Raw genomic sequence first — 20,031 nt, 5'->3', positions numbered from 1 at the left:
GAAGTCTCTCGCCTGACGAGTACCGCCGCTCCGGTGCCGAGGTGCCGCGGTGACGCGTACCGTCCAGAGCACGCGGTCTTCGCGTCGCCTGCTCTGGATCGTCGGGGGTGCGGCGGTGCTCGTCGTCGCGGTCGTGGGGGGTCTCATGGTGTGGAATGCGAAGTCCGCGGGCACCCCGCCCCCTCCGGCGCTGCCGTCGCCATCGGCATCCGGGATCTCCGGCCTCCTCTTCCAGGACCGGGACGGCGACGGTGCGCAGGGCCGTGGAGAGCCGGTGCTGAGCGGCTGGACCGTGCGGGTGCATTCGACGGGACCCGTGGCGCTCGCGACGGCCGAGACCGACGCGTCGGGGGTGTTCGTGTTCCCGGAGATCGAGAACCTGACGCCGGGTGAGACCACGGTAGACGTGCGGGTGCAGCCGGTGGTCGAGGGGCCGGCCGTCACCCACCTGCCGCAGCCCACGGCGCTGACCCAGTCGTTCACGTTCACGCTCGGCAGCAGCCGGGCGGTACCGGTCACCGCCCTCGCCCCGTGCCTTTCGGAAGAGCAGTGCCCCGACCTCGCCCTGCCGGACCTGGCTCCGCAGCTGACAGTACTCGGCGACGACAACCCGCCCCCGACCGAGACTCTGGTCGACACCGAGACCCAGCCCGGACGGGTGCTGCTGCGTTTCGCCTCGTCCACCGCCAACCTCGGCGGGCTGCTGCATGTCACCGCCGGTGCGGTCAGCGCCGACAGCGGGATGCAGGACGTGCAGCAGCGGATCTATGCGCCCGGGCAGGTGCTGGTGCGCGATGCCGGGCACTTCGTGTATCACGCCGAGCATCACCACTTCCATCTGGACGAGTTCGAGAGCTACGAGTTGCTGGCCGCCGATCGCCGAACGGTGGTGGCGTCCAGCACCAAGATCAGCTTCTGTCTGACCGATGTCGTCCCGGTGGATCCGCCAGCGCGCGCGGACGGCGACGTGTTCCTCGAGCTGCCTCCCTTCGAGTGCGGGATCGAGGAGCAGGGGATCAACACGGGCTACGCGGACTACTACGGCGCTGACCTACCCGACCAGTGGATCGACGTCACCGGCCTCCCCTCAGGGGACTACTGGGTCCGCATCACGGTGGATCCGGGCGGACTGCTGCTCGAATCCGACACCACCAACAACGCGGTGGAGTTCCCGGTCGACTATCGCGCACCGTAGGGCTCGCGCCCGAGGTCCAGGTGCGCACCGGGCGCGACCACGAGTGCCGGACGCTCGGACTCAGTCGTCGATGTCGGTGCCGACCACCGCGAACGCGGAGTCGAAGTCGATGTCGATCGAACGGTTGTCGGTGGTGAGCACCGAGGCGTCGTAGGGGCTGACGTCGTCGCTGTCCACGTCGAGGTCGGTGATCATCCCGTCGGCCTCGTCGAGCGCGGCGGCCACGAGCGAGCGGATGGTCGCCTCGTCGAGGATGAGCGCGGGGCCGGTGTCATCGCCGTCGGCGGCATCCGTCGAGACGATGCTCGTGCCGAGGTCCGCGTCGACACGCACATCGGTCTCGTCGCCGTTCGCGGCGGTGAGCTGCACCTCCCAGGTGCCGTCGCGCTTCGCGTCGATCGAGGTGACATCGCCCTCGGCGGCGCGGCGGGCGGCGTCGGCGATCGCCACGAGCTCGTCGGCGGAGGCGGTGCCGATGCCGGTCACCGCCGCGCCGCGGTTCGAGCCGGCGCCTCCATCGTCGTCCCGGTCGCCACGCTGGTCGCCGCGATCGGCGGGGGCGTCGTCATGGCGTGCATCGTCGGAGACCGAGGAGCGATCATCGTCATCGCCGAACTCGTCGCCGATCGCGGCGCCGACGGCGATCCCTCCGCCCGCCAGGAGCACGGCGGCGGCGATGCCTCCTCCGATGAGCAGGGCGCGGGTGCGGCGCGGCTTCGGTGCGTCAGCGGCAGGCGCTGCGGGCGCGGGATGCTGGCCCGCAGCCGGATACTGCGCTGTGGCGTCGGATGCTGCTGCCGGGGCGACCGGAACGGTCGGGGCGTCGGGCGCGGAGGCTGCCGTGGGCTCGGGGGTCTGGTCGGGGGTGAGGTCGTGGTTCTGGTTCTGGTTCTTGTCGTCCATGCATCGATGCTCCCGCGGAGGCGCTGAAGCCACCCTGAAGCGTCCTGAAGACCTCTTCAGGAATGCCTGCTCCCTCTCGCTCAGCGGGCGAGCGGGAGCGTGACGACGAACCGGGCGCCGCCCCAGCGGGACTCGTCGACGATCACGGTTCCGCCTGCGGCGGCCGCGATGCCACGCACGATCGCCAGCCCGAGACCGCTCCCGCCGGCGTCCCGGCTGCGGGCCTCGTCGAGGCGCACGAAGCGCTCGAAGATGCGCTCGCGCTCCTCGGACGGCACCCCGGCGCCGTCATCCTCGATCATCACGAACACGTGCGCGTCGGAAGGCGCCACCCCGATCGCGATGCGCCCGCGGCTGTGGCGGGCGGCGTTGTCGGCGAGGTTGCGCAGCAGCTGTCCGAGCAGGCGCGGATCACCGTTCACACGCGCGGCACGGATGCCGGCGCCGTCGACATCGAGTCCGGAGGCGCGGAGCCGCCGCACCTCGCCGAGTGCGATGTCGTCGAGGTCGACCGGCTCCGCGCGCCCGCTCACCCCCTCGTCGAGGCGGGCGAGGAGCAGCAATGACTCGACGATCCCCTGCAACCGGAGCCCCTCCTCGGAGACGACCTCGGACAGTTCGCCGATGCTGGTGGTCGACGGATGGGCCTGCGCGAGTTCCGCGTGCTGACGGATCGTCGCGAGCGGGGACCGCAGCTCGTGCGAGGCGTCGGAGATGAACCGCCGCTGGGCCGCGGCGGACGCGTCGAGGCGGTCCAGCATCCGGTTCATGGTCGTCGCGAGTGCGGCGATCTCGTCTGCGGATTCCGGCACGGCGATGCGCTGATGCAGTCGTTCCGCGGTGATGCCGTCGACCTCCTGGCGAATACGGGTCACCGGGCGCAGGGCGCGACCGACCACGAGCCAGGTCGTCACGGCGACCAGGAGCAGGAGCAGCGGAACCGCGACAGCGAGCAGGGTCGCGACTGTCGCCAGGGTCTCGGCGCCGTCTTCGATCGACACCGCCAGCACGAGCATCTGATCGTCGTCGAGGTCATCCGACACGACCAGCATCGGCTCGCCGTCGATCGTCATGGTCTGCGGGTCGTCGGACAGGGGGAGGGGTGTCGACCCGAGCGCCTCGCGGGCATCCTCGCTGGCGGCCCGTACGGAACCGTCGGCGCCGATGAGTTGCACGATCTCGTCATCCAGCGAATCGACCGACCGTCCTCCCGGACCGTCGCCACGCTCGGTGAGCTCGGAGAGCCGCAGCTCCGCCGCACGCTCGGCACTGCCGTGCACGCTGGCGCTGAGCACACCGTAGAAGGAGAACGCCCCGACCAGCAGAGCGGCGGCGACGACGAGGGTCGCGCCGAGCGTGGTGCGCCCGCGGACCGAGCGCCAGCCGCGCTCAGCCACCGTCGGCCGCCAGCCGGTATCCCGCGCCACGGATCGTCTCGATCGCCTCGCGGCCGAACGGCTTGTCGAGCTTGCGGCGCAGATGCCCGACATAGACCTCGACGATGTTCGGGTCGCCGTCGAAGTCGTCATCCCAGACGCCCTCGATCAGCGCACGCTTCGACAGCACCTGGCCGCGATGGCGGAGCAGGTACTCGAGCACGGCGAACTCGCGTGCCGTCAGCGCTACGGGCGTCTCACCGCGCCACACGCGATGCGCGGCGGGATCGAGCCGCAGATCACCCGCCTCCAGGATCGTGGGTCGTGCGACGGCACCGCGTCGCACGAGGGCGCGGATGCGGGCGACGAGGATCGCGAACGAGAAGGGCTTCGTGACGTAGTCGTCGGCGCCGGTCTCGAGCGCCTCGACCTGGTCCCACTCGCCGTCCTTCGCGGTGAGCATGAGCACCGGGGTCCAGTTCTCCTCGGCGCGCAGCGCTTCGCACACCTTCCACCCGCTCATCCCCGGCATCATGAGGTCGAGAACGATCGCGTCGTAGCGGGTCTCGCGGGCACGCCAGAGACCGTCGACGCCGTTGTGCACGACGTCGACCGCGAAGCCTTCCGCCTCGAGTCCACGCCGGACGCCGTCCGCCAGACGCACCTCGTCATCCACCACCAGGATCCGCATTCCTCCAGTGTGGCGGGCGGCGGCTGAATCGGGGCTGAAGCGGGGGGCAGGGCGCGGAAAGCGCGATGCCGTCCTGGAGTTCTCGGATCGGCGTGGTCCTCTGGCCGGCGGCTGAGCCCTGCCGCGGCCGTCGCGGTCACACGTCGGTGCGGAACCCCGCGGCCTTGTGCGTGCCGTCGCAGAACGGCTTGATGGTGGAGAGCCCGCAGCGGCAGAGGGCGACCGTGCGGCGGCGGGGTTCGATGGGCTCGCCGTCGGCGGTGCGCAGCTCGACAGCGCCGCGTACCAGCAGGGGGCCGTCGGGGTAGGGCGTGATGGTGGCTTCTCGGTCGGCGGCGCTCATCGGGGGTCATCCGTTCGCAGGGAGGACTCTCCGCGCTCCCAGGCGTCGAGCATGTGCCCGGCGGCCCAGCCGTCGACGGTCAGGCAGGCGGATGCACCGAACATGATGTCGGACAGCAGCGCGGGGTGGTCCTCGGCCAGACCGCCGGCGAGATCGCGCGCGGCGATCTGCTCGTGCACGGCATCCGCCTCGACGTGCTCGTCGAAGTAGTCGGTCACGTCGTCTCCGAAGCCCAGCCGTCGCATCCCGTCGCCGTAGAGGCGGTTGGGGATCGAGGAGGTGATCTCGAAGGCCGCCAGGTGGCCGACGATTGCCCCGACCAGACGGCGGTTGATCCCGAACATCGACATCATGTTGTGCGAGGCGAGCGTGATGGCGGGCACCGCGTCGAGGAAGGCGCCGTAGGTGTCGTCGAGTCCCGCGCCCCGCATCGCCTTCGCGAAGATCGTGGCGTGCACGCGGTCGGGTCGCCCGCCGCCGTACTCGTCGGACTGGATCTCGACGAGCGCGGCCTTGGCGCGGCCGTGCAGGCGGGGGATCGCCCAGGAGTGCGGATCGGCCTCGTGCAGCGTGTAGATCGAGCGCTGGATGAAGAACTCCCGCGCCTGCTCCGGCGTCGCCTTCTTCGCGACGTACCGCGACAGGCTGGGGCCGGTGTCGGCCTCCGCGAGGGCGAACAGCGCGCGACCGACCGTGTCGACCGTCGCCTCGGGGAGGTGCGGCTGCGGCACGGATGTCCGCAGGGCGCGCTCGAACGCCGTCTCCAAAAGGCGTCGCGTCGCGATCAGGTCCGGGTCCCATTCCAGGGCCGGGTCGATCTGCGGGAGCGCCCCATAGGACGAGGCGAACAACAGGAAGAGCGCGAGCTGGATGTCGTCGTCGCGCACGATGTCGTCGGTCCGGGCGATCGCCGCCTCGGCCTGCGCGGCGTGGTCGGACTCCTCGTCGCCGATGAGGTTGCGGATGAGCGCGGCGCTCAGCGGACCTCGCTCGTGCAGGTCTGTGGTTGTCGTTGTGCGGACGGCGGTCGGGCTCACGGTTCTTCCCATCGATCGGATGGGGGCAGTCTGACCCGCCCGAACGGCGGCGGGAAGGGTCTTGACTCCCGCCGCTCGTTCGGGTCCGCGCAGCTCTCAGGGTGCGACGGGGTAGTGGCTGCTGACCGCGATGCGGTTCCAGCTGTTGATCACGACCGTGAGCCAGGTGACCGCGGCGATCTGCTTCTCGGTCAGCACGCCATCGACGTCGACACCGCGATCGGCGAGGCGTCCGTGGTCGCTCAGCAGGGTCACGCGCTCGGCGATCTGCAGTGCGGCCTGCTCCTCGGCGCTGAAGTACTGCGACTCCCACCACCCAGCGAGCACGGCGAGGCGGTCGGCGGTCTCGCCGGCCGCGACGGCATCGGCGGCGTGCATCTTCAGGCAGAACGCACAGCCGTTGAGCTGCGAGGCGCGGATCTTGACCAGCTCTACCAGCAGCGGCGAAAGCCCGGCATCCACTCCCGCGGCACTGGCCTGGGCGCTGAACTCGAGCATCGCCTTGTAAGGCTCTGCGTAGACCTTGCCGATGTTCACGTGCGACACGTCATCTCCTTCGTTCCGGGGCGCGTGCGCGCCTCCACCAGGTACGACGGCGCAGGTCGCGGATGTGTGACGTCGTGCGCGTTCACAACTCCTCAGAAATCGCTCGTTCGGCGCGGGGGACGCGGTTGTCAGGCTTATCGCACGCGTTCTTGAGGAGTTGTGAACCGTCGAAGCCACGCACCACGCACGACGAAGCCCCCACGCCGGGGGTGCGCGGGGGCTTCGGGGTGTGGGCCGGGGCGGGCTCAGGACGCGGCGGGGACGGACGCGTTCGCGATGAGGTCGTCCATCAGTGCGCGGGCGTTGCCGTAGCCTTCCGAGATCGCGGCGTGCTGCATCGTGAGCAGCACGTAGTCGGCGTTCTCGGCGATCGCGAACTCCTTCTCGACGGTGGTCCAGGCCGGCAGCACCCAGGGCTTGTCGTTCGCGCGGGCCGCGGCGATGACCTTGCGGAAGTCGTCGAAGTCCGCCTCGGTCTGGCGGTAGGCGCCACGACCGCTCATGGCGGCAAGGTCGCCGGGGCCGATGAAGATGCCGTCGACGGTCGGCAGCGCGGCGATCGCCTCGACGTCGCGGAGCGCTCCCGGGTCCTCCACCATCGGGAACACCTTGATGTCGCGATCCTGCGCGGCGATCCACTCGTCGGAGTATCCGCGGTAGCTCATGGTGCGACCACCCGCGAGGCTGCGCGAGCCGAGAGGGGGGAACTTCGCGAAGTCGGTGATGCGCTTGGCGTGCTCGACGCTCTCGATGTGGGGGATGATCACGCCGTCCGAGCCGAAGTCGAGGGCCTGCTGGATCGCGCCGCGCTCGGGCACGAGAACCTTCGACAGCACTTCCAGGCCGAGGCCCTTGAGCAGCGGGATGAAGCGCTCGAGGATCGAGAGGTCGAAGGATCCGTGCTCGATGTCGAGCACGACGAAGTCGTAGCCGAGCCCTGCGACGATCTCGCCGATCGCGCTGCTTCCATCCGACAGCCAGGCACCCTGCTTGAGCGTGTGAGACATGTTTCTTCCTTTCAGTTCTGTGGTGACGGCGTCACGCCGAGGCGACCACGGTGAATCGACGGTTGGCGAGTGAGGGGTTCACCGAGCGCACCTGGGCGACGCGCTGCGGTGTGGCGTCCGCCACCGCGATGCCGCTCTGCTCGCCGATCTCCCCGAGCGTGATGCCCATGGGATCGACGATGATGCTGCCGCCGGTGCCGACCGCCGGCCCCTGCGAGACGGCGGCGACATAGAGCGTGTTCTCGATCGCCCGTGCGCGGGCGAGGGTGTTCCAGTGATCCTCCTTGCGGGCGCCGGGCATCCAGGCCGCGGGGTACAGCAGCAGGTCGACTCCGGCATCCGCATGCTCGCGTGCGACTTCGGGGAAGCGCAGGTCGTAGCAGGTGAGCATCCCGACGGTGACGTCGTCGATCGTGAACGTCACCGGCCCCGCGATGTCGCCAGGGCGGATGTGGTCCGATTCGAGGAAGCCGAACGCGTCGTACAGGTGGAGCTTGTGATAGACCCGCGACAGACCCTCCTCGGGGGTCACGAGCACCAGGGTGTTGTAGCCGCGGGACTCGCCCTCGATCGTCTCGAGCATGCCGGCGACGATCGCGACCCCGGTCCTGCGCGCGAGGGCGGCGAGACCGGACACGAACGGACCGTCGAGCGACTCGCCCTCCTTGATGAACTCCTCGTCGAGCTTCGGCGCATCGAACATGGCGAACTCGGGGAAGACCACGAGGCGTGCGCCGGCGGCGGCCGCCTCTTCGGTCAACCGCGCGATCTCCGCGAGGTTGGCGGCCTTGTCTACACCGGAGACCATCTGGCCGATCGCGAACTTCATGATTCTCCTTCGGTTGGGGTGAGGCCCTCCAGATCGGAGAGCTCGGTGATGCAGTGACGGACGAACGCCCGCCCCACGGAGTCGAGACGGCGCTCGAACCACGAGATCGACGCCGTGAGCCCCACGGACGGATTGACCAGTCGCCGGTAGACGACGTCATGCGGGTGGATGTCGGACAGCGACTCCGGCATGAACCCCACGCCCATGCCGGCCGACACCATCGCGGCGTGGTCCATGTAGGAACCCATCACCTCGAGAGTCCGCGGTGAGAAGCCGGCGCGCATGCACGCGGTGACGACCGCGTCGTAGCCGGCCGGGTTGGCCACACGCGGACCTTGGAGGATGCGCTCGCTGCGCAGCTCCGCGAAGCTGATCTCCTCCTGGTCGGCCAGCGCGTGGTCCACCGGCAGGCAGGCGAGGTACTCCTCGCTGAACAGCGTCGTCGAGGACAGGTCCTTCAGATCGGGCTGGGTGAGCAGCACCGCGACATCGATGGACCCCTGCTCGAGCTCATCGATCAGCAGTGAGGTCGCGATGCTGCACACCTGCACATTGGCGGCGGGGTGCTCACGGATGAACCGGCGCACCGCTTTCGCCGGCGTGCTGTACATCATGGCGGGCACGATGCCCACGCGCACGCGGCCGAACTCGTGGCTGCGCTCGTCGTCGAGCAGCTGGGTGATGTGCTGCATCGCCTCGAGCACCCGACGGCAGCGGAAGTAGAACTCCCGCCCCGCCTCGGTGGGCACGATCGGGCGCATCGTGCGGTCGATCAGCGCGACGCCGACGTCCTTCTCGAGTCGTGAGATCTGCTGCGACAGTGCCGGCGGCGTGATGAAGAGGCTCGCGGCGGCCTGCTTGAAGCCACCGGCGTCGACCAGCGCGACGAAGATCTCCAGTCGTCGGGTCTCCATGGCTACCCCCTCCTCAGCGCGAGCCGCTCGGCGCGACGCACCTGCTGGATCTCGGGATCGGGCACCGGCGCGGCGGCGATCAGGCGTCTCGTGTACTCGTCGGACGGATGGTGCAGCACCTCTTCCGTCGGGCCCTCCTCGATCACGTCACCGTGCCGCAGCACCACGACCCGGTTCGACAGCGTCTCGACCACCGAGAGGTCGTGGCTGATGAAGAGGCACGAGAATCCGAGTTCGCGCTGCAGGGCGAGGAACAGATCGAGCACCTGCGCCTGCACCGATACGTCGAGCGCGGAGGTCGGCTCGTCGGCGATCATGAGCACCGGGTCGGTGGCGATCGCCCTGGCGATGCCGATGCGCTGACGCTGTCCGCCTGACAGCTCGTGCGGGAAGCGGTCGCACCAGTCCGGGTTCAACTGCACCTGCTCGAGCAGTTCCTTCGCCCGCTTCCTGCGCGCCCGGGGGTCTCGCACGAGCCCCTGCCAGAGCAGCGGGTCGGAGATGGCCTGGCCGATCGTGCGCCGCGGGTTCAGCGACGACGCGGGGTCCTGGAACACCATCGTCACGTGTCGCCGCAGCTGCCGCAGGGCGCGACCAGGGCGGCCGGTGATGCGCTCGCCGCGTACCTCCAACACCCCTTCGGTCACGGGCAGCAGGCCGATCGCGGCCTTGCCGATCGTCGACTTGCCAGAGCCGGATTCGCCCACCAGACCGACGATCTCACCGCGCGCGACCTCCAGGTCGATGCCGTTGATGGCCTGGAACCCGGGGCGGCGCCAGCGACCGGGGTAGCGGATGACGGCGTCCTGCAGCCGCAGCACCGTCTCGGGCAGCGGCGTGGCCGCGGTCACCCCGTCGATGCGCAGCTTGTTGCGCGCGGCCGAGAGGAAATCGTCGGCCTTGCCGAGGTGCGGCACCGCGGCGAGGAGCGCCTGCGTGTACTCCTCCTTCGGGGAACGGAACAGTTCCGCCGAGGGGGCGCCCTCCACCACGCGGCCGTCCTTCATGACCACGACGTCGTCGGCGACATCGGCGACCACGCCCATGTCGTGGGTGATGATCAGCACCGCCATCCCCATCCGCTCCTGGATCTCGGAGATTAGGTCGAGGATCTCGGCCTGCACCGTGACGTCGAGAGCCGTGGTCGGCTCGTCGGCGATCAGGAGGTCTGGCTCGGACGAGATCGCCATCGCGATCATGGCGCGCTGGCGCTGCCCTCCCGAGAGCTGGTGCGGATAGTGATCGACCTTCTCCTCCGGGTCGGGCATGTGCACGTCCCGCAGCAGCTGGATCGCGCGGTCCCTGACGGTCTTCCGATCGAGGTCGTGATGGCTGGTGAGCGCCTCGGCCAACTGGTGGCCGATCGTGTACACCGGGTTCAGCGCGGTCATCGGCTCCTGGAAGATCGTCGCGATCCGGGAGCCGCGCAGTGGCCGGAGCCCTTTGTCGCGCATCGGGACGAGGTCGACACCGTCGAACAGGATGCGTCCGGTACGCCGGGCGTTGGCGGGGAGCAGATCCAGGATCGACATCGCGGTGACCGACTTGCCCGACCCCGATTCGCCGACCAGGGCGAGGGTCTTGCGCCGATCGACGCGGAACGACACGTCGTACGTGACCTGACGCCAGCCGTCCGGCGTCTGGAACTCGACGGAGAGGCCGTCGACCTGCAGCAGCGGTTCGTTCATGAGCGCTTCTTCGCTTTCGGGTCGAGGAGATCGCGCAGGGCGTCGCCGAGGATGCCGAACGCGAGGATCGTCAGCACGATGACGGCACCCGGCACGAGCAGCACATGCGGGTCGGTGGTGAGGTACCGCTGCCCCGCGGCGACCATGGAGCCCCACGACGGGGTGGGCGGCACCACGCCGAGACCCAGGTAGCTGAGTCCGGACTCCATGAGGATCGCGGCGGCCATCGTGAGCGAGAACTGCACGATGATCGGTGCGGAGACGTTCGCCAGCACCGTGCGGAACAGGATCACAATCGTCGGGGCGCCGAAGGTGCGGGCGGCGTCGACGTATTCCTCGCGTTTGGTCGACAACACCTGCCCGTAGGTGATGCGGGCGAAGATCGGGGCGAACAGCACGCCCATCGCGATGATGAGCGTGATCGGTCCTGGTCCGTACAGGGTGACGGCGAGGAGCGCGAGCACGATCGGCGGGAACGCCAGGATAACGTCGACGATGAGCCGCATCGTGACGACTTCGGTGAGTCCGTTGAAGTAGCCGCCGAGCAGGCCGAGGAGCGTGCCCAGCACGGTGGCGAGCAGAGTGGCGCCGAGGGCGATGAACAGCTCGACCTGCGCACCGAACATGATGCGCGAGAGGATGTCGCGCCCCAGTTCGTCGGTGCCGAGCAGGTGACCGGGGCTGAACATCGGCTGCAGACGCATCGCGACGTTCTGGGCGATCGGGTCGTACGGCGCGAGCAGCGGTGCGAACGCCATCAGGATGATGATCACCAGGAGGTAGACGACCATGACGGTCCGCAGGGGCGTGATCGCCTGGCGGATGCGGGGGCTGAGTTTCATGCTCGCCTCACTCGGGGGTCGAGGATTCCATAGACGATGTCGACGACGATGTTGATCGCGATGAACAGCAGGGCGATCACGATCACCACGCCCTGGACCACGGGGTAGTCACGGGTGGTGACGCCGTCGACGAGCAGGCTCGACAGGCCGGGGTAGTTGAAGACACGTTCGACGAGGACCGTCGAACCGAGCAGGGTGCCGAAGCCGATGCCGACGACCGTCACGACGGGCGTGAGCGAGTTGCGCAGTACGTGCCGGCGGAACACGGTGAAGGGTGCGAGACCGATCGACTTCGCAGTGCGGACCCAGTCCTGCGTCTGCACTTCCAGCACGGCCGATCGTGTCATCCGGGCGATCTGCGCCGCGAACCCGACCGCGAGCGAGATCGCCGGCAGGGTGAGGCTGGCGAGCGAGCCGAGCAGATCCTTCGATGGGTCCACATAGCCTCCGGCCGGGAACCACTTCAGCGTGATCGAGAAGAGCAGGATCAGCACGGCGCCGAACACGAACACCGGCAGGGCGACACCGATAGAGCTGAGCGCGGTGACCAGCGTGTCGACCCATCCGCCCCGTCGTGCGGCGATGGCGCCCATCGCGACGCCGATCACGATCGACAGCACGGTGGCGAACACGACCAGCATCAGAGTGCGGGGGAGTCGGGCGCCGATGGCCTCGAGCACGGGCTGGGAGGTGCGGAACGATTCGCCGAGGTCTCCCGTGAACACGCCGCTGAGGAACGAGAAGTACTGGGTGAGCAGCGGCTGGTTGAGTCCCAGCTGCTCCCGCAGCTTCTCGACGGCCTCCGGGCTGGGCGCCCCGCCGTCGCCGGTGCTGAGAAGCAGCACGGCGGGGTCGCCCGGAACGAGTTGGAGTGCGGAGAAGATGAGGGTGAGGACCAGCAGGACCAGCCCCACCCCCATCGCCATCCGCTTCAGGATGAAGAACAGCACAGGACTTACTCCACCGAGGCGTGCGCGAGGTTGAGCGAGCTGTAGAAGACGAGGAACCCTGGCAGGGTCTCGAACCCGCTCACCTTGTCGTTGTACGCGTACGCCTGCTCCCGGGTGTTGATCGAGGCGAACGGCACCTCCTCGGCCCAGAGCTCGGCGACCTGCGCGTAGATGTCGCGCTTGGCGTCGTCGTCGCTGGACCGGAGCCCCTCTTCGATGAGTCCGCGCAGGGTGTCGTTGGAGTAGCCCCAGCCGACGTTGAAGTTGCGGCTGTCGACGACCCAGTTCAACAGGTACGACGGGTCGGTGACGACACCGGCATCACCGGAGACCGCGATGTCGTACTCGCCCGCGTTGCCCTTGCTGACGCGCGTCGACCAGTCGGGGGCGTCGAGCGTGACGTCGATGCCGATCGCGCGCAGATCCTCCTGCACCGAGAGGGCGTTGTCCTGCAGGAAGGTGTACTGCGAGGTCGACAGCAGCGTCGCGGAGAAGCCGTCGGGGTAGCCGGCCTCCGCGAGGAGCTCCTTCGCCTTCTCGGGGTCGTAGCTCCACAGGTCGGCCGCGGCGGGGTCATAGGCGGGGTCATCTTCGGGGATGACGATGCCGTTCAGTGGGGCGCCGTTGCTCTGGAAGGCCGCGAGCACCGCGTTCTCACGGTTGAGGGCGTAGGCGACGGCCTGGCGTACCTTCGGCTCGGCGAACGGGCCGTCGGTGACGTTGAACTGCACGTACTGGAAAGGACCCTGCTGGGCGTCGACCGTGAGACCGGCATCCGACACGCGCTGGAAGTTCTCCCACGGCACGTACTCGATCATGTCGACGTCGCCGCTGAGCAGTGCGTTGGTGCGTGCTTCCCCGTCGGGGTAGAACTTCACCTCGATGCTGTCGAGCGCCACGTCATCCGCATCGTAGTAGTTGTCGCTCTTCTCGACGGTGAGCCCGATGCCCTGCTCGAGATCCGTCATCTCGAACGGACCGGCGCCGACCCAGTTCGGAGTGTCGGCGTTGAGCGACGCGTCGGGCACGATCGCGGCGAACGGGAGCGCGAGGTACTGCAGGAACGCGGTGTTCGGCTGCGCGAGGGTGATCGTGACCGTGTCGCCGTCGGTGGCGATGTCGGTGATGTCCTTGAGCCCGGCGGCGAGTTGGGAGCCGTTCGCGGGGTCGCGGTAGTAGTCCAGCGAGTTCTTGACGTTCTCGGCGGTGAGGGGCGTGTCGTCGTGGAAGGTGAGGTCGGGGCGCAGGGTGAACACGTAGCTCGTGGGGTCGGTGGTATCGACGGATTCGGCGAGGCCCGGAGTGACGGCCCCGCTCTCGTCGTAGGTCATCAGGCCGCGGTGCACCATGGTGAGCAGCTGGTTCACCGCACCACCCTGCTGCATGCCGGTGATCGGGGTGGCTGGTTCGGCGGACAGGCCGAAGGTCAGCGTCTGCGATGCGGATCCGGAGTCGCCCGATCCGCCCGATCCGCCACAGCCGGCGAGGACGAGGATGGATGCGGCGCCGAAAGCGACGGCACCGATCCAGCGGTGGGCCGTGCGGCTCTCGGGCCGGCGGAGGTGCTGTGAAATGGGCATGACAGAGTCCTTCCATGGTGCAGGGCGCACCATCGCTCGAATGTCACGAAGCACGGAACGTCATCATCGACGGCTCCGTTGCTCGTCGGGTGTGAAGGTCTGAGTGGGACAAGACCTTTCGTGATTGATTATCTCGTCGGGGTGCATAAGCAGCTAGTTCGATTTCTCAGCGTGAGATAACAGAATGCTTAACCACCCCTTCTGACCTGGGGTTCTTATGAAGGGAACGCGCGATGTCCGCGGGCGTCTACGCTGAACGAGTGAACGACGCGACCACGACCGCGGAGCGGCTCGTACGCCGTTTCGCCCGCGAGACCAATCTGCTCGTCTCCGGCCGGAGTTTCTCCGTGGCCGGGACGGATGCCGTCGCCGAGGCGCTGCGCCTGATGCTCACCTCTCTCGGAGCCCATCTGGGTGACGGCGGCGTGGTCTTCGTCCCTGGGGGCACGGTCGACATCCTGCTCGACGGGCACCCGCTGCCGGTGCGCGACAGCGCGGAGAAGCGCGTGGACCTGGCCGGTCATCACATGCGGGTCTCCACCGAGTGGGCCGGCGGACTGCGCGAGAGAGGCACGGTGCGCGGCGTGCGGATCGGTATCGCCATGGTGCTCGAACCGAAGACCGCTCAGCTCGCCCTGTTGCTGCGTGACGCCGGTGCCGAGGTCGTCGTGTACGCCCACCCGGACGAGATCGACGTCGAGGTCGCCGCGGTCCTCCGGGCGCGTGGGATCGCGGTGGATGGCGATCCCGACCTCTCCGGTGCCGCAGAACGCGCGGCTGCCGTCGCCTTCCTGCGCAGCGGCTTCGATCTGCTGCTCGACGACGGTTCGCACCTGATCCGACTCGCGCATGAGGAAGGACTCGCCACGGGTCTGCGGGGGGCGGCAGAGGAGACCACGAGCGGACTCACTCCGCTGCGACTGATGCAGAGCGAAGGCGTGCTCGAGATCCCGGTCATCGCGGTGAACGATGCGCCGACCAAGACCTCCTTCGACAACCGTTACGGCACCGGCCAGTCGTGTGTTTTCGCGATCGCCGATGCTCTCGACTCGGTCGGCATCGGTCTGCGCGATCAGCCGGCTGTCGTGGTCGGCTACGGTCCCGTCGGCGAAGGCGTCGCCGCGCACCTCGCTGCGCTCGGTGTGCGGGTCGCTGTGGCCGAGGCTGATCCGGTACGGGCTCTGCGCGCGGCGCATGACGGATACGCCGTCGCACCGCTGCGCGAGTCGGCGCCCGGCGCGCTCGTGATCTCGGCGACCGGCGCTCCGCACACGATCGACGCCGGCATCGTCGCCACAGCGGCGATCGTCGCGGTCGCGGGTGGGGTGCCGCACGAGGTCGACGTCGACCTCGAGAGCCTGCGACCCTACGTCGGAGTCGGGGGCGCGACCTCTCCCTTCGTGGAGCGTGCGGGCGACGGTGCTCTGCTGATCGCGCGGGGCGGCTGCGTGAACCTCGCTGCGGGGGAGGGCAACCCGATCGAGATCATGGACCTGTCGTTCGCCGTGCAGTTGCGCGCCGTCGAACACCTGCTCACGTCGACGCTTCCTCCGGGCGTGCATGCCTTCCCGGCCGCCGCCGATCGGGAGATCGCCGAGGCTGCGCTCCTCGCGCGGGGCGAGTGCATCGACGAGCTCGGTCGCGCGCAGGTCCAGGCGCAACGGGAGTGGCGTTCGCCGCGATTCGTCGGAGCGAAGGCATGAGTGCCGTCACCGTCTTCTCGGCCGGGCTCGTCGTGCCGATCACCGCGCCGGCGATCCCCGATGGCGCGGTCGCGGTGCGCGATGGGCGCATCATGCACGTCGGTGAGCGCGCGTGGGTGCTCCGTTCACTGTCCGAGCGCGGCATCGCGGCGATCGAGATCCACTGGCCGGGTGTTCTCACTCCTGGGCTGGTGAACGCGCACACCCATTTGCAGTACACCGGCATGGCAGAGGTGGGTCGAGGTCAGTACGACGGCTTCGACGACTGGGTGCGGGCGTTCGATCCGGTCTACGAGGCCGGCCGTGATTGGGCGGCGGATGCCGCGGCCGGCGCCCAGCAGGCGCTGCGCTTCGGCACGACCGCCGTGGCGGACGTCGTCACCGACCGTTCCGCCGCGACTGCGCTGCACGATGCACGGCTGCACGGCATCACCTACTGGGAGGTGATGAGCTGGACCAACGCCGACTGGGCCCGCACCGGACGCGCGCAGGTCGAGCAGGCGTTGGACGCACTCCCGACTCCACCGGGTACCGGGCTCTCGCCGCATGCCCCGTACTCGCTCGACATCGAGCCGCTGCTCGAGATCCCCGACATCGTGCGCGAGCGGGGCGGCCGCATCCATATCCACCTCGGCGAGGCTGCGTTCGAGAGCGAGTTCGCCCACGAGCATCCGCAGGCGTGGCACACCGCCGGGCTCGCCAGCTTCCAGGCACTGCGCGACGCCGGATTCGGCACCAGCGCCACCGAGTTCGTCGATCAGCTCGGGGTGCTCGGGCCCGACTGCCACATCGCCCACGGTGTGTACATGAGCGCTCGCGACCGCGCTGTGCTGCGGGAGCGCCGCACGACCGTGGCCCTGTGCCCGCGGTCGAACGCCGTGATCGGACTCGAAGAGCCCCCGATCGCCGCCTATCTGCGCGAGGGAAGTCCCATCGCCGTCGGAACGGACTCCCTGTCGTCGAGTCCGTCGCTCGACGTGCTGGCCGATGTCGCCGCGCTCGCTCGCATCGCACGCTCGCAGGGATACACCGACCGCGACCTGCACGCCCGGCTGCTCGGCGCAGCCACCCTCGGCGGTGCGCACGCGATGGGCATCGATGTCGGCCCCGACCGCACCGGATACCTCGCCGTCGGGGCCCTGGCCGACCTGACGTTCTTCGACGTGCCGGCAGGGGAGGATGCCGTGGCTGACCTCGTCGAGCACGGCGCCGGTCGTGCCGCGGCGACGGTCGTCGCAGGCGAGATCCGCTACGCCGCCGCCTCGTTCGACACCTCCGCCCTCACCACCGAATCCCGAGGAGTCCGATGACCCAGCGCCCCGCCACCGCCGAACGCCTCGACCTCGCCGCCCACCCGGAGGGCGGCTGGTTCCGCCGCACGTGGACGAGCCCGCACCCCGTCGAGACGTCGAACGGCGTGCGCCCCGCCGCCACCTGCATCCACTACCTCTTGCTGCCTTCTGAGCGGAGCGAGTGGCATGTGGTCATGAGCGACGAGATGTGGTTGTGGCACGGGCCGGGCAGCCTCGAACTCAGCCTCGGCGGGGACGGTGCCGAACCGGGCTCCGCGTCCACGGTCATTCTCGGTCCGAAGCACGCCGCCCAGGTGCTCGTGCCCGCCGGGGTCTGGCAGGCGGCCCGCCCGCTCGATGATGCGGAAGTACTCGTCTCGTGCGTCGTTTCCCCAGGTTTCGACTTCGCTGATTGGCGACTCGCCGCATCACCTACTCTGTAACCAACCCGTCCTTCTTCGCACAGGAGTCGCCGTGCCCTTCGCCCCCTCGCTTCGTCGTGCCGCCACCGCGGTCGCGGCCATCGCTGTCGTCGCCTCGCTCGCCGCGTGCAGCCCGTCCACCTCGACTGATGCCGGCACCGAATCGTCGGATGGGACCTTGCAGACGGTGACCGAGGGCAAGCTCACCATCGCGACCGGCGAACCCAACTACGAGCCGTGGTTCGTCGACGACGACCCCTCCAACGGCGAGGGCTTCGAAGGTGCGGTCGCGAACGCCGTCGCCGAGCAGCTCGGCTTCTCGGCTGACGACATCGTGTGGGTACGCACCACGTTCGACGGCGCGATCGCGCCGGGACCGAAGGACTGGGACATCAACCTCCAGCAGTTCTCGATCACCGACGACCGCAAGAAGGCCGTGGATTTCTCCTCGCCGTACTACACGACCACTCAGGCGGTCGTGGCTGAGGGCGACTCTCCCGCCGCGTCGGCGACCACGATCGATGAGCTCAAGAAGGTCACAGTCGGCGTCGCCAGCGGTACCACCAGCTACACGGTCGCCAAGGCGCAGCTCGGCGAAGGCAACCTCAGCGTCTTCAACTCGGTCGACGACGTGGTGCTCGCCCTCAAGGGTGGCCAGATCGACGCCATGATCACCGACCTGCCCGGCGCGTTCTACGTGGTGGGCGCCCAGCTCGACGATGGCGTGGTCACCGGCCAGTTCGCCGAGAGCGACGGCGGCGACGAGTTCGGCATCGTACTGCCCAAGGGCTCGGCGCTCACGACCGCGGTCACCGCGGCCGTCGATGCGCTGCGCGAAGACGGCACTCTCGACGAGCTGCAGCAGAAGTGGCTCAGCGACGCCGTCGACGTGCCCGTCCTGAAGTGACCTCGCAAACCGTCGAGGCGGAGTGGCAGCCGAGCCAGCTCGAGCTGTCACGCCGCGCTCTGCGGCGCCGGGCGACGAAGAAGTCGGTCCTGATCGCATTGGGCAGCAGCGTGCTGCTCGCCGGAGTGCTGATCGCGGTCGTCGTCAACACCCCGGGATGGGCGATCGTCCGCGAGACGTTCTTCGATCCGCAGGTCGCGATCAAGAGCATCGGCCCGATCTTCCAGGGTCTGCTCCTCAACCTCCTGGTGCTCGTGATCGCGGCGGTGTGCGTCGCGATCCTCGGCACGCTCCTCGCCACGATGCGCTCGCTGCGTGGACCGGTCTTCTTCCCGCTCCGTGCGCTCGCCGCGGCCTACACCGACTTCTTCCGCGGGGTGCCGCTGCTGATCGTGCTGTACCTCGTCGGTTTCGGCATCCCCGCGCTGATGATCTTCCCCCGCATGCCCGCCGTGTTCTGGGGAACCATCGCGCTGGTGATCACCTACTCCGCGTACGTCGCCGAGGTGCTGCGCGCCGGGATGGAGGCGGTGCACCCGTCGCAGCGTGTCGCCGCCCGCTCGCTCGGTCTCTCGCACGGTCAGACCCTGCGGATCGTCGTGATCCCGCAGGGCGTGCGCAAGGTCGTTCCCGCACTCATGAACGACTTCGTGTCGATGCAGAAGGATGTCGGCCTGATCTCGGTGCTGGGCGCCGTCGATGCCGTGCGCGCCGCGCAGCTGCAGGTCGCGGAGAGCTACAACTTCACGCCCTACGTCGTCGCCGGGCTGATGTTCATCATCCTGAGCTGGCCGATGATCCGACTGACCGATGTCGTCACGGCACGCCTCAACAAGCGCGAGCAGGCCGGAGGAGTCGTATGACCGTTCCTGTGATCGAAGCCAGGGGAGTGCGCAAGCGCTTCGGCGACCACGACGTGCTGCGTGGCGTCGATCTCTCGGTCGACGCGCATGAGGTCGTCGTGCTGATCGGAGCATCCGGGTCGGGCAAGTCCACGCTGCTCAAGACCATGAACCTGATCGAGCGCGTCGACGACGGGCAGATCTTCCTGTCGGGTGAAGACATCACCGACCCACGCGTGGATGCCGACGGTGTGCGCGCCCGCATCGGCGTGGTGTTCCAGCACTTCAACCTGTTCCCGCATCTCACCGTGCTCGACAACGTCACCCTTGCGGCTCGACGCGTGCACGGCATGTCGAAGGCGGATGCCCGCGCGCGCGGACGCGAGCTGCTCGAGACCCTCGGGCTGGGCGCCAAGGCCGACGAGTACCCCGATCGGCTCTCCGGCGGCCAGCAGCAGCGCGTGGCGATCGTGCGCGCAATTCTCACCGAGCCCGAGGTGCTGCTGCTCGATGAGATCACGAGCGCACTCGACCCGCAGCTGGTGGGTGAGGTGCTCGACCTCGTCCGCACGCTGAAGGAGCGCGGTTCGACGATCGTCATGGCCACGCACGAGATGTCGTTCGCGCGTGAGGTCGGCGACCGCATCGTGTTCCTCGAGCACGGCGTCATCGTCGAGCAGGGGCCCCCATCGCAGGTGTTCGATGCCCCGCAGCAGGCCGCGACCGCCGAGTTCCTCTCCCGCGTGCGGCACTGAGGCTCGGACCTGCCTAGGCTGGAGTCATGACCAAGAACTCGCTCTGGACCGTCGTCGGTGTCGTCCTCGCCGTGGTGATCGCGTGGTGGCTGGTCAGTGCGCTCTTCTCGGTGCTGTGGTTCATCGCGAAGCTGGCCATCGTGCTGGTGGTCGCCGCCGGCGTGTTCTTCTTCCTGCGTTCGGTGTTCAGCCGCAGCGACGACTGAGCG

General features: G+C 68.8%; 21 protein-coding genes. 8 read left to right on the top strand and 13 right to left on the bottom strand.

Going from position 1 to position 20,031, the window contains the following annotated elements; translation table 11 throughout:
* The first annotated feature begins 49 nt into the window (after positions 1–49).
* Positions 50–1,195 carry a lysyl oxidase family protein gene (locus tag MRBLWO12_RS15125; protein WP_363556898.1) on the top strand — a complete coding sequence of 382 codons (1,146 nt, stop codon included), beginning with the start codon at positions 50–52 and terminating at the stop codon, positions 1,193–1,195.
* 60 nt (positions 1,196–1,255) lie between these two features.
* Here MRBLWO12_RS15125 and MRBLWO12_RS15120 read toward each other — a convergent pair whose 3' ends face one another.
* The 13 genes from MRBLWO12_RS15120 to MRBLWO12_RS15060 form a co-directional block, all read right to left on the bottom strand.
* Positions 1,256–2,098, bottom strand: coding sequence for a hypothetical protein (locus MRBLWO12_RS15120; protein ID WP_363556896.1), 843 nt, complete (start codon positions 2,096–2,098; stop codon positions 1,256–1,258).
* 80 nt (positions 2,099–2,178) lie between these two features.
* On the bottom strand, positions 2,179–3,525 hold the full coding sequence (locus MRBLWO12_RS15115) for a sensor histidine kinase (RefSeq protein WP_363556894.1): 1,347 nt from the start codon (positions 3,523–3,525) through the stop codon (positions 2,179–2,181).
* Entirely contained in the window at positions 3,488–4,165 is a 678-nt protein-coding gene (locus MRBLWO12_RS15110) for a response regulator transcription factor (RefSeq protein ID WP_363556892.1), read from the bottom strand. Before MRBLWO12_RS15110 ends, MRBLWO12_RS15115 begins: the two co-directional genes overlap by 38 nt.
* 136 nt (positions 4,166–4,301) lie before the next feature.
* The gene (locus tag MRBLWO12_RS15105; RefSeq protein ID WP_363556890.1) at positions 4,302–4,508 is read right to left on the bottom strand and encodes a CDGSH iron-sulfur domain-containing protein; all 207 of its coding nucleotides are present in this window, start codon (positions 4,506–4,508) and stop codon (positions 4,302–4,304) included.
* A complete protein-coding gene (locus tag MRBLWO12_RS15100; protein ID WP_414685486.1) occupies positions 4,505–5,557 on the bottom strand; it encodes an iron-containing redox enzyme family protein in 1,053 nt (350 codons plus the stop codon). Before MRBLWO12_RS15100 ends, MRBLWO12_RS15105 begins: the two co-directional genes overlap by 4 nt.
* A gap of 84 nt (positions 5,558–5,641) precedes the next feature.
* Positions 5,642–6,091 (bottom strand): carboxymuconolactone decarboxylase family protein, encoded by a 450-nt coding sequence (locus MRBLWO12_RS15095; RefSeq protein ID WP_363556886.1) that lies wholly within the window; start codon positions 6,089–6,091, stop codon positions 5,642–5,644.
* A 245-nt stretch (positions 6,092–6,336) separates the two neighbouring features.
* Positions 6,337–7,098: an HpcH/HpaI aldolase family protein gene (locus MRBLWO12_RS15090; protein WP_363556884.1), complete on the bottom strand. Its 762-nt coding sequence runs from the start codon at positions 7,096–7,098 to the stop codon at positions 6,337–6,339.
* 31 nt (positions 7,099–7,129) lie between these two features.
* Positions 7,130–7,927: a carbon-nitrogen hydrolase family protein gene (locus MRBLWO12_RS15085; protein ID WP_363556882.1), complete on the bottom strand. Its 798-nt coding sequence runs from the start codon at positions 7,925–7,927 to the stop codon at positions 7,130–7,132.
* Positions 7,924–8,841: a LysR family transcriptional regulator gene (locus tag MRBLWO12_RS15080; RefSeq protein ID WP_363556880.1), complete on the bottom strand. Its 918-nt coding sequence runs from the start codon at positions 8,839–8,841 to the stop codon at positions 7,924–7,926. Before MRBLWO12_RS15080 ends, MRBLWO12_RS15085 begins: the two co-directional genes overlap by 4 nt.
* Positions 8,842–8,843: 2 nt before the next feature.
* Positions 8,844–10,529, bottom strand: a complete 1,686-nt coding sequence (locus MRBLWO12_RS15075; protein ID WP_363556878.1) for an ABC transporter ATP-binding protein — start codon at positions 10,527–10,529, stop codon at positions 8,844–8,846.
* A complete protein-coding gene (locus tag MRBLWO12_RS15070; RefSeq protein WP_363556876.1) occupies positions 10,526–11,371 on the bottom strand; it encodes an ABC transporter permease in 846 nt (281 codons plus the stop codon). The genes MRBLWO12_RS15075 and MRBLWO12_RS15070 overlap by 4 nt, the downstream gene beginning before the upstream one ends.
* On the bottom strand, positions 11,368–12,321 hold the full coding sequence (locus tag MRBLWO12_RS15065) for an ABC transporter permease (protein ID WP_363556874.1): 954 nt from the start codon (positions 12,319–12,321) through the stop codon (positions 11,368–11,370). The genes MRBLWO12_RS15070 and MRBLWO12_RS15065 overlap by 4 nt, the downstream gene beginning before the upstream one ends.
* Positions 12,322–12,326: 5 nt before the next feature.
* Positions 12,327–13,901 carry an ABC transporter substrate-binding protein gene (locus MRBLWO12_RS15060; RefSeq protein ID WP_363556872.1) on the bottom strand — a complete coding sequence of 525 codons (1,575 nt, stop codon included), beginning with the start codon at positions 13,899–13,901 and terminating at the stop codon, positions 12,327–12,329.
* 260 nt (positions 13,902–14,161) lie between these two features.
* Between MRBLWO12_RS15060 and MRBLWO12_RS15055 the strand changes: the two genes are divergently transcribed.
* From MRBLWO12_RS15055 to MRBLWO12_RS15025, 7 genes are read left to right on the top strand one after another with little or no spacing between them, the layout of a single operon-like run.
* A complete protein-coding gene (locus tag MRBLWO12_RS15055; RefSeq protein WP_363556870.1) occupies positions 14,162–15,604 on the top strand; it encodes an adenosylhomocysteinase in 1,443 nt (480 codons plus the stop codon).
* On the top strand, positions 15,601–16,914 hold the full coding sequence (locus MRBLWO12_RS15050) for an amidohydrolase family protein (protein WP_363556868.1): 1,314 nt from the start codon (positions 15,601–15,603) through the stop codon (positions 16,912–16,914). Before MRBLWO12_RS15055 ends, MRBLWO12_RS15050 begins: the two co-directional genes overlap by 4 nt.
* Complete coding sequence (locus tag MRBLWO12_RS15045) at positions 16,911–17,339, top strand: cupin domain-containing protein (RefSeq protein ID WP_363556866.1); 429 nt, start codon at positions 16,911–16,913, stop codon at positions 17,337–17,339. The genes MRBLWO12_RS15050 and MRBLWO12_RS15045 overlap by 4 nt, the downstream gene beginning before the upstream one ends.
* A 31-nt stretch (positions 17,340–17,370) precedes the next feature.
* Positions 17,371–18,225, top strand: a complete 855-nt coding sequence (locus MRBLWO12_RS15040; protein ID WP_363556864.1) for an ABC transporter substrate-binding protein — start codon at positions 17,371–17,373, stop codon at positions 18,223–18,225.
* A complete protein-coding gene (locus MRBLWO12_RS15035) occupies positions 18,222–19,088 on the top strand; it encodes an amino acid ABC transporter permease (protein WP_363556862.1) in 867 nt (288 codons plus the stop codon). Before MRBLWO12_RS15040 ends, MRBLWO12_RS15035 begins: the two co-directional genes overlap by 4 nt.
* Positions 19,085–19,822, top strand: coding sequence for an amino acid ABC transporter ATP-binding protein (locus MRBLWO12_RS15030; RefSeq protein WP_363556860.1), 738 nt, complete (start codon positions 19,085–19,087; stop codon positions 19,820–19,822). Before MRBLWO12_RS15035 ends, MRBLWO12_RS15030 begins: the two co-directional genes overlap by 4 nt.
* Before the next feature lie 26 nt (positions 19,823–19,848).
* On the top strand, positions 19,849–20,028 hold the full coding sequence (locus MRBLWO12_RS15025; RefSeq protein WP_363556858.1) for a hypothetical protein: 180 nt from the start codon (positions 19,849–19,851) through the stop codon (positions 20,026–20,028).
* Positions 20,029–20,031: the final 3 nt, after the last annotated feature.

The organism is Microbacterium sp. LWO12-1.2, assembly GCF_040675875.1.
In the GTDB taxonomy this organism is placed as follows: domain Bacteria; phylum Actinomycetota; class Actinomycetes; order Actinomycetales; family Microbacteriaceae; genus Microbacterium.
Note: the sequence above shows the minus strand (reverse complement) of the source record. Positions and strands in the feature narration are given on the sequence as shown.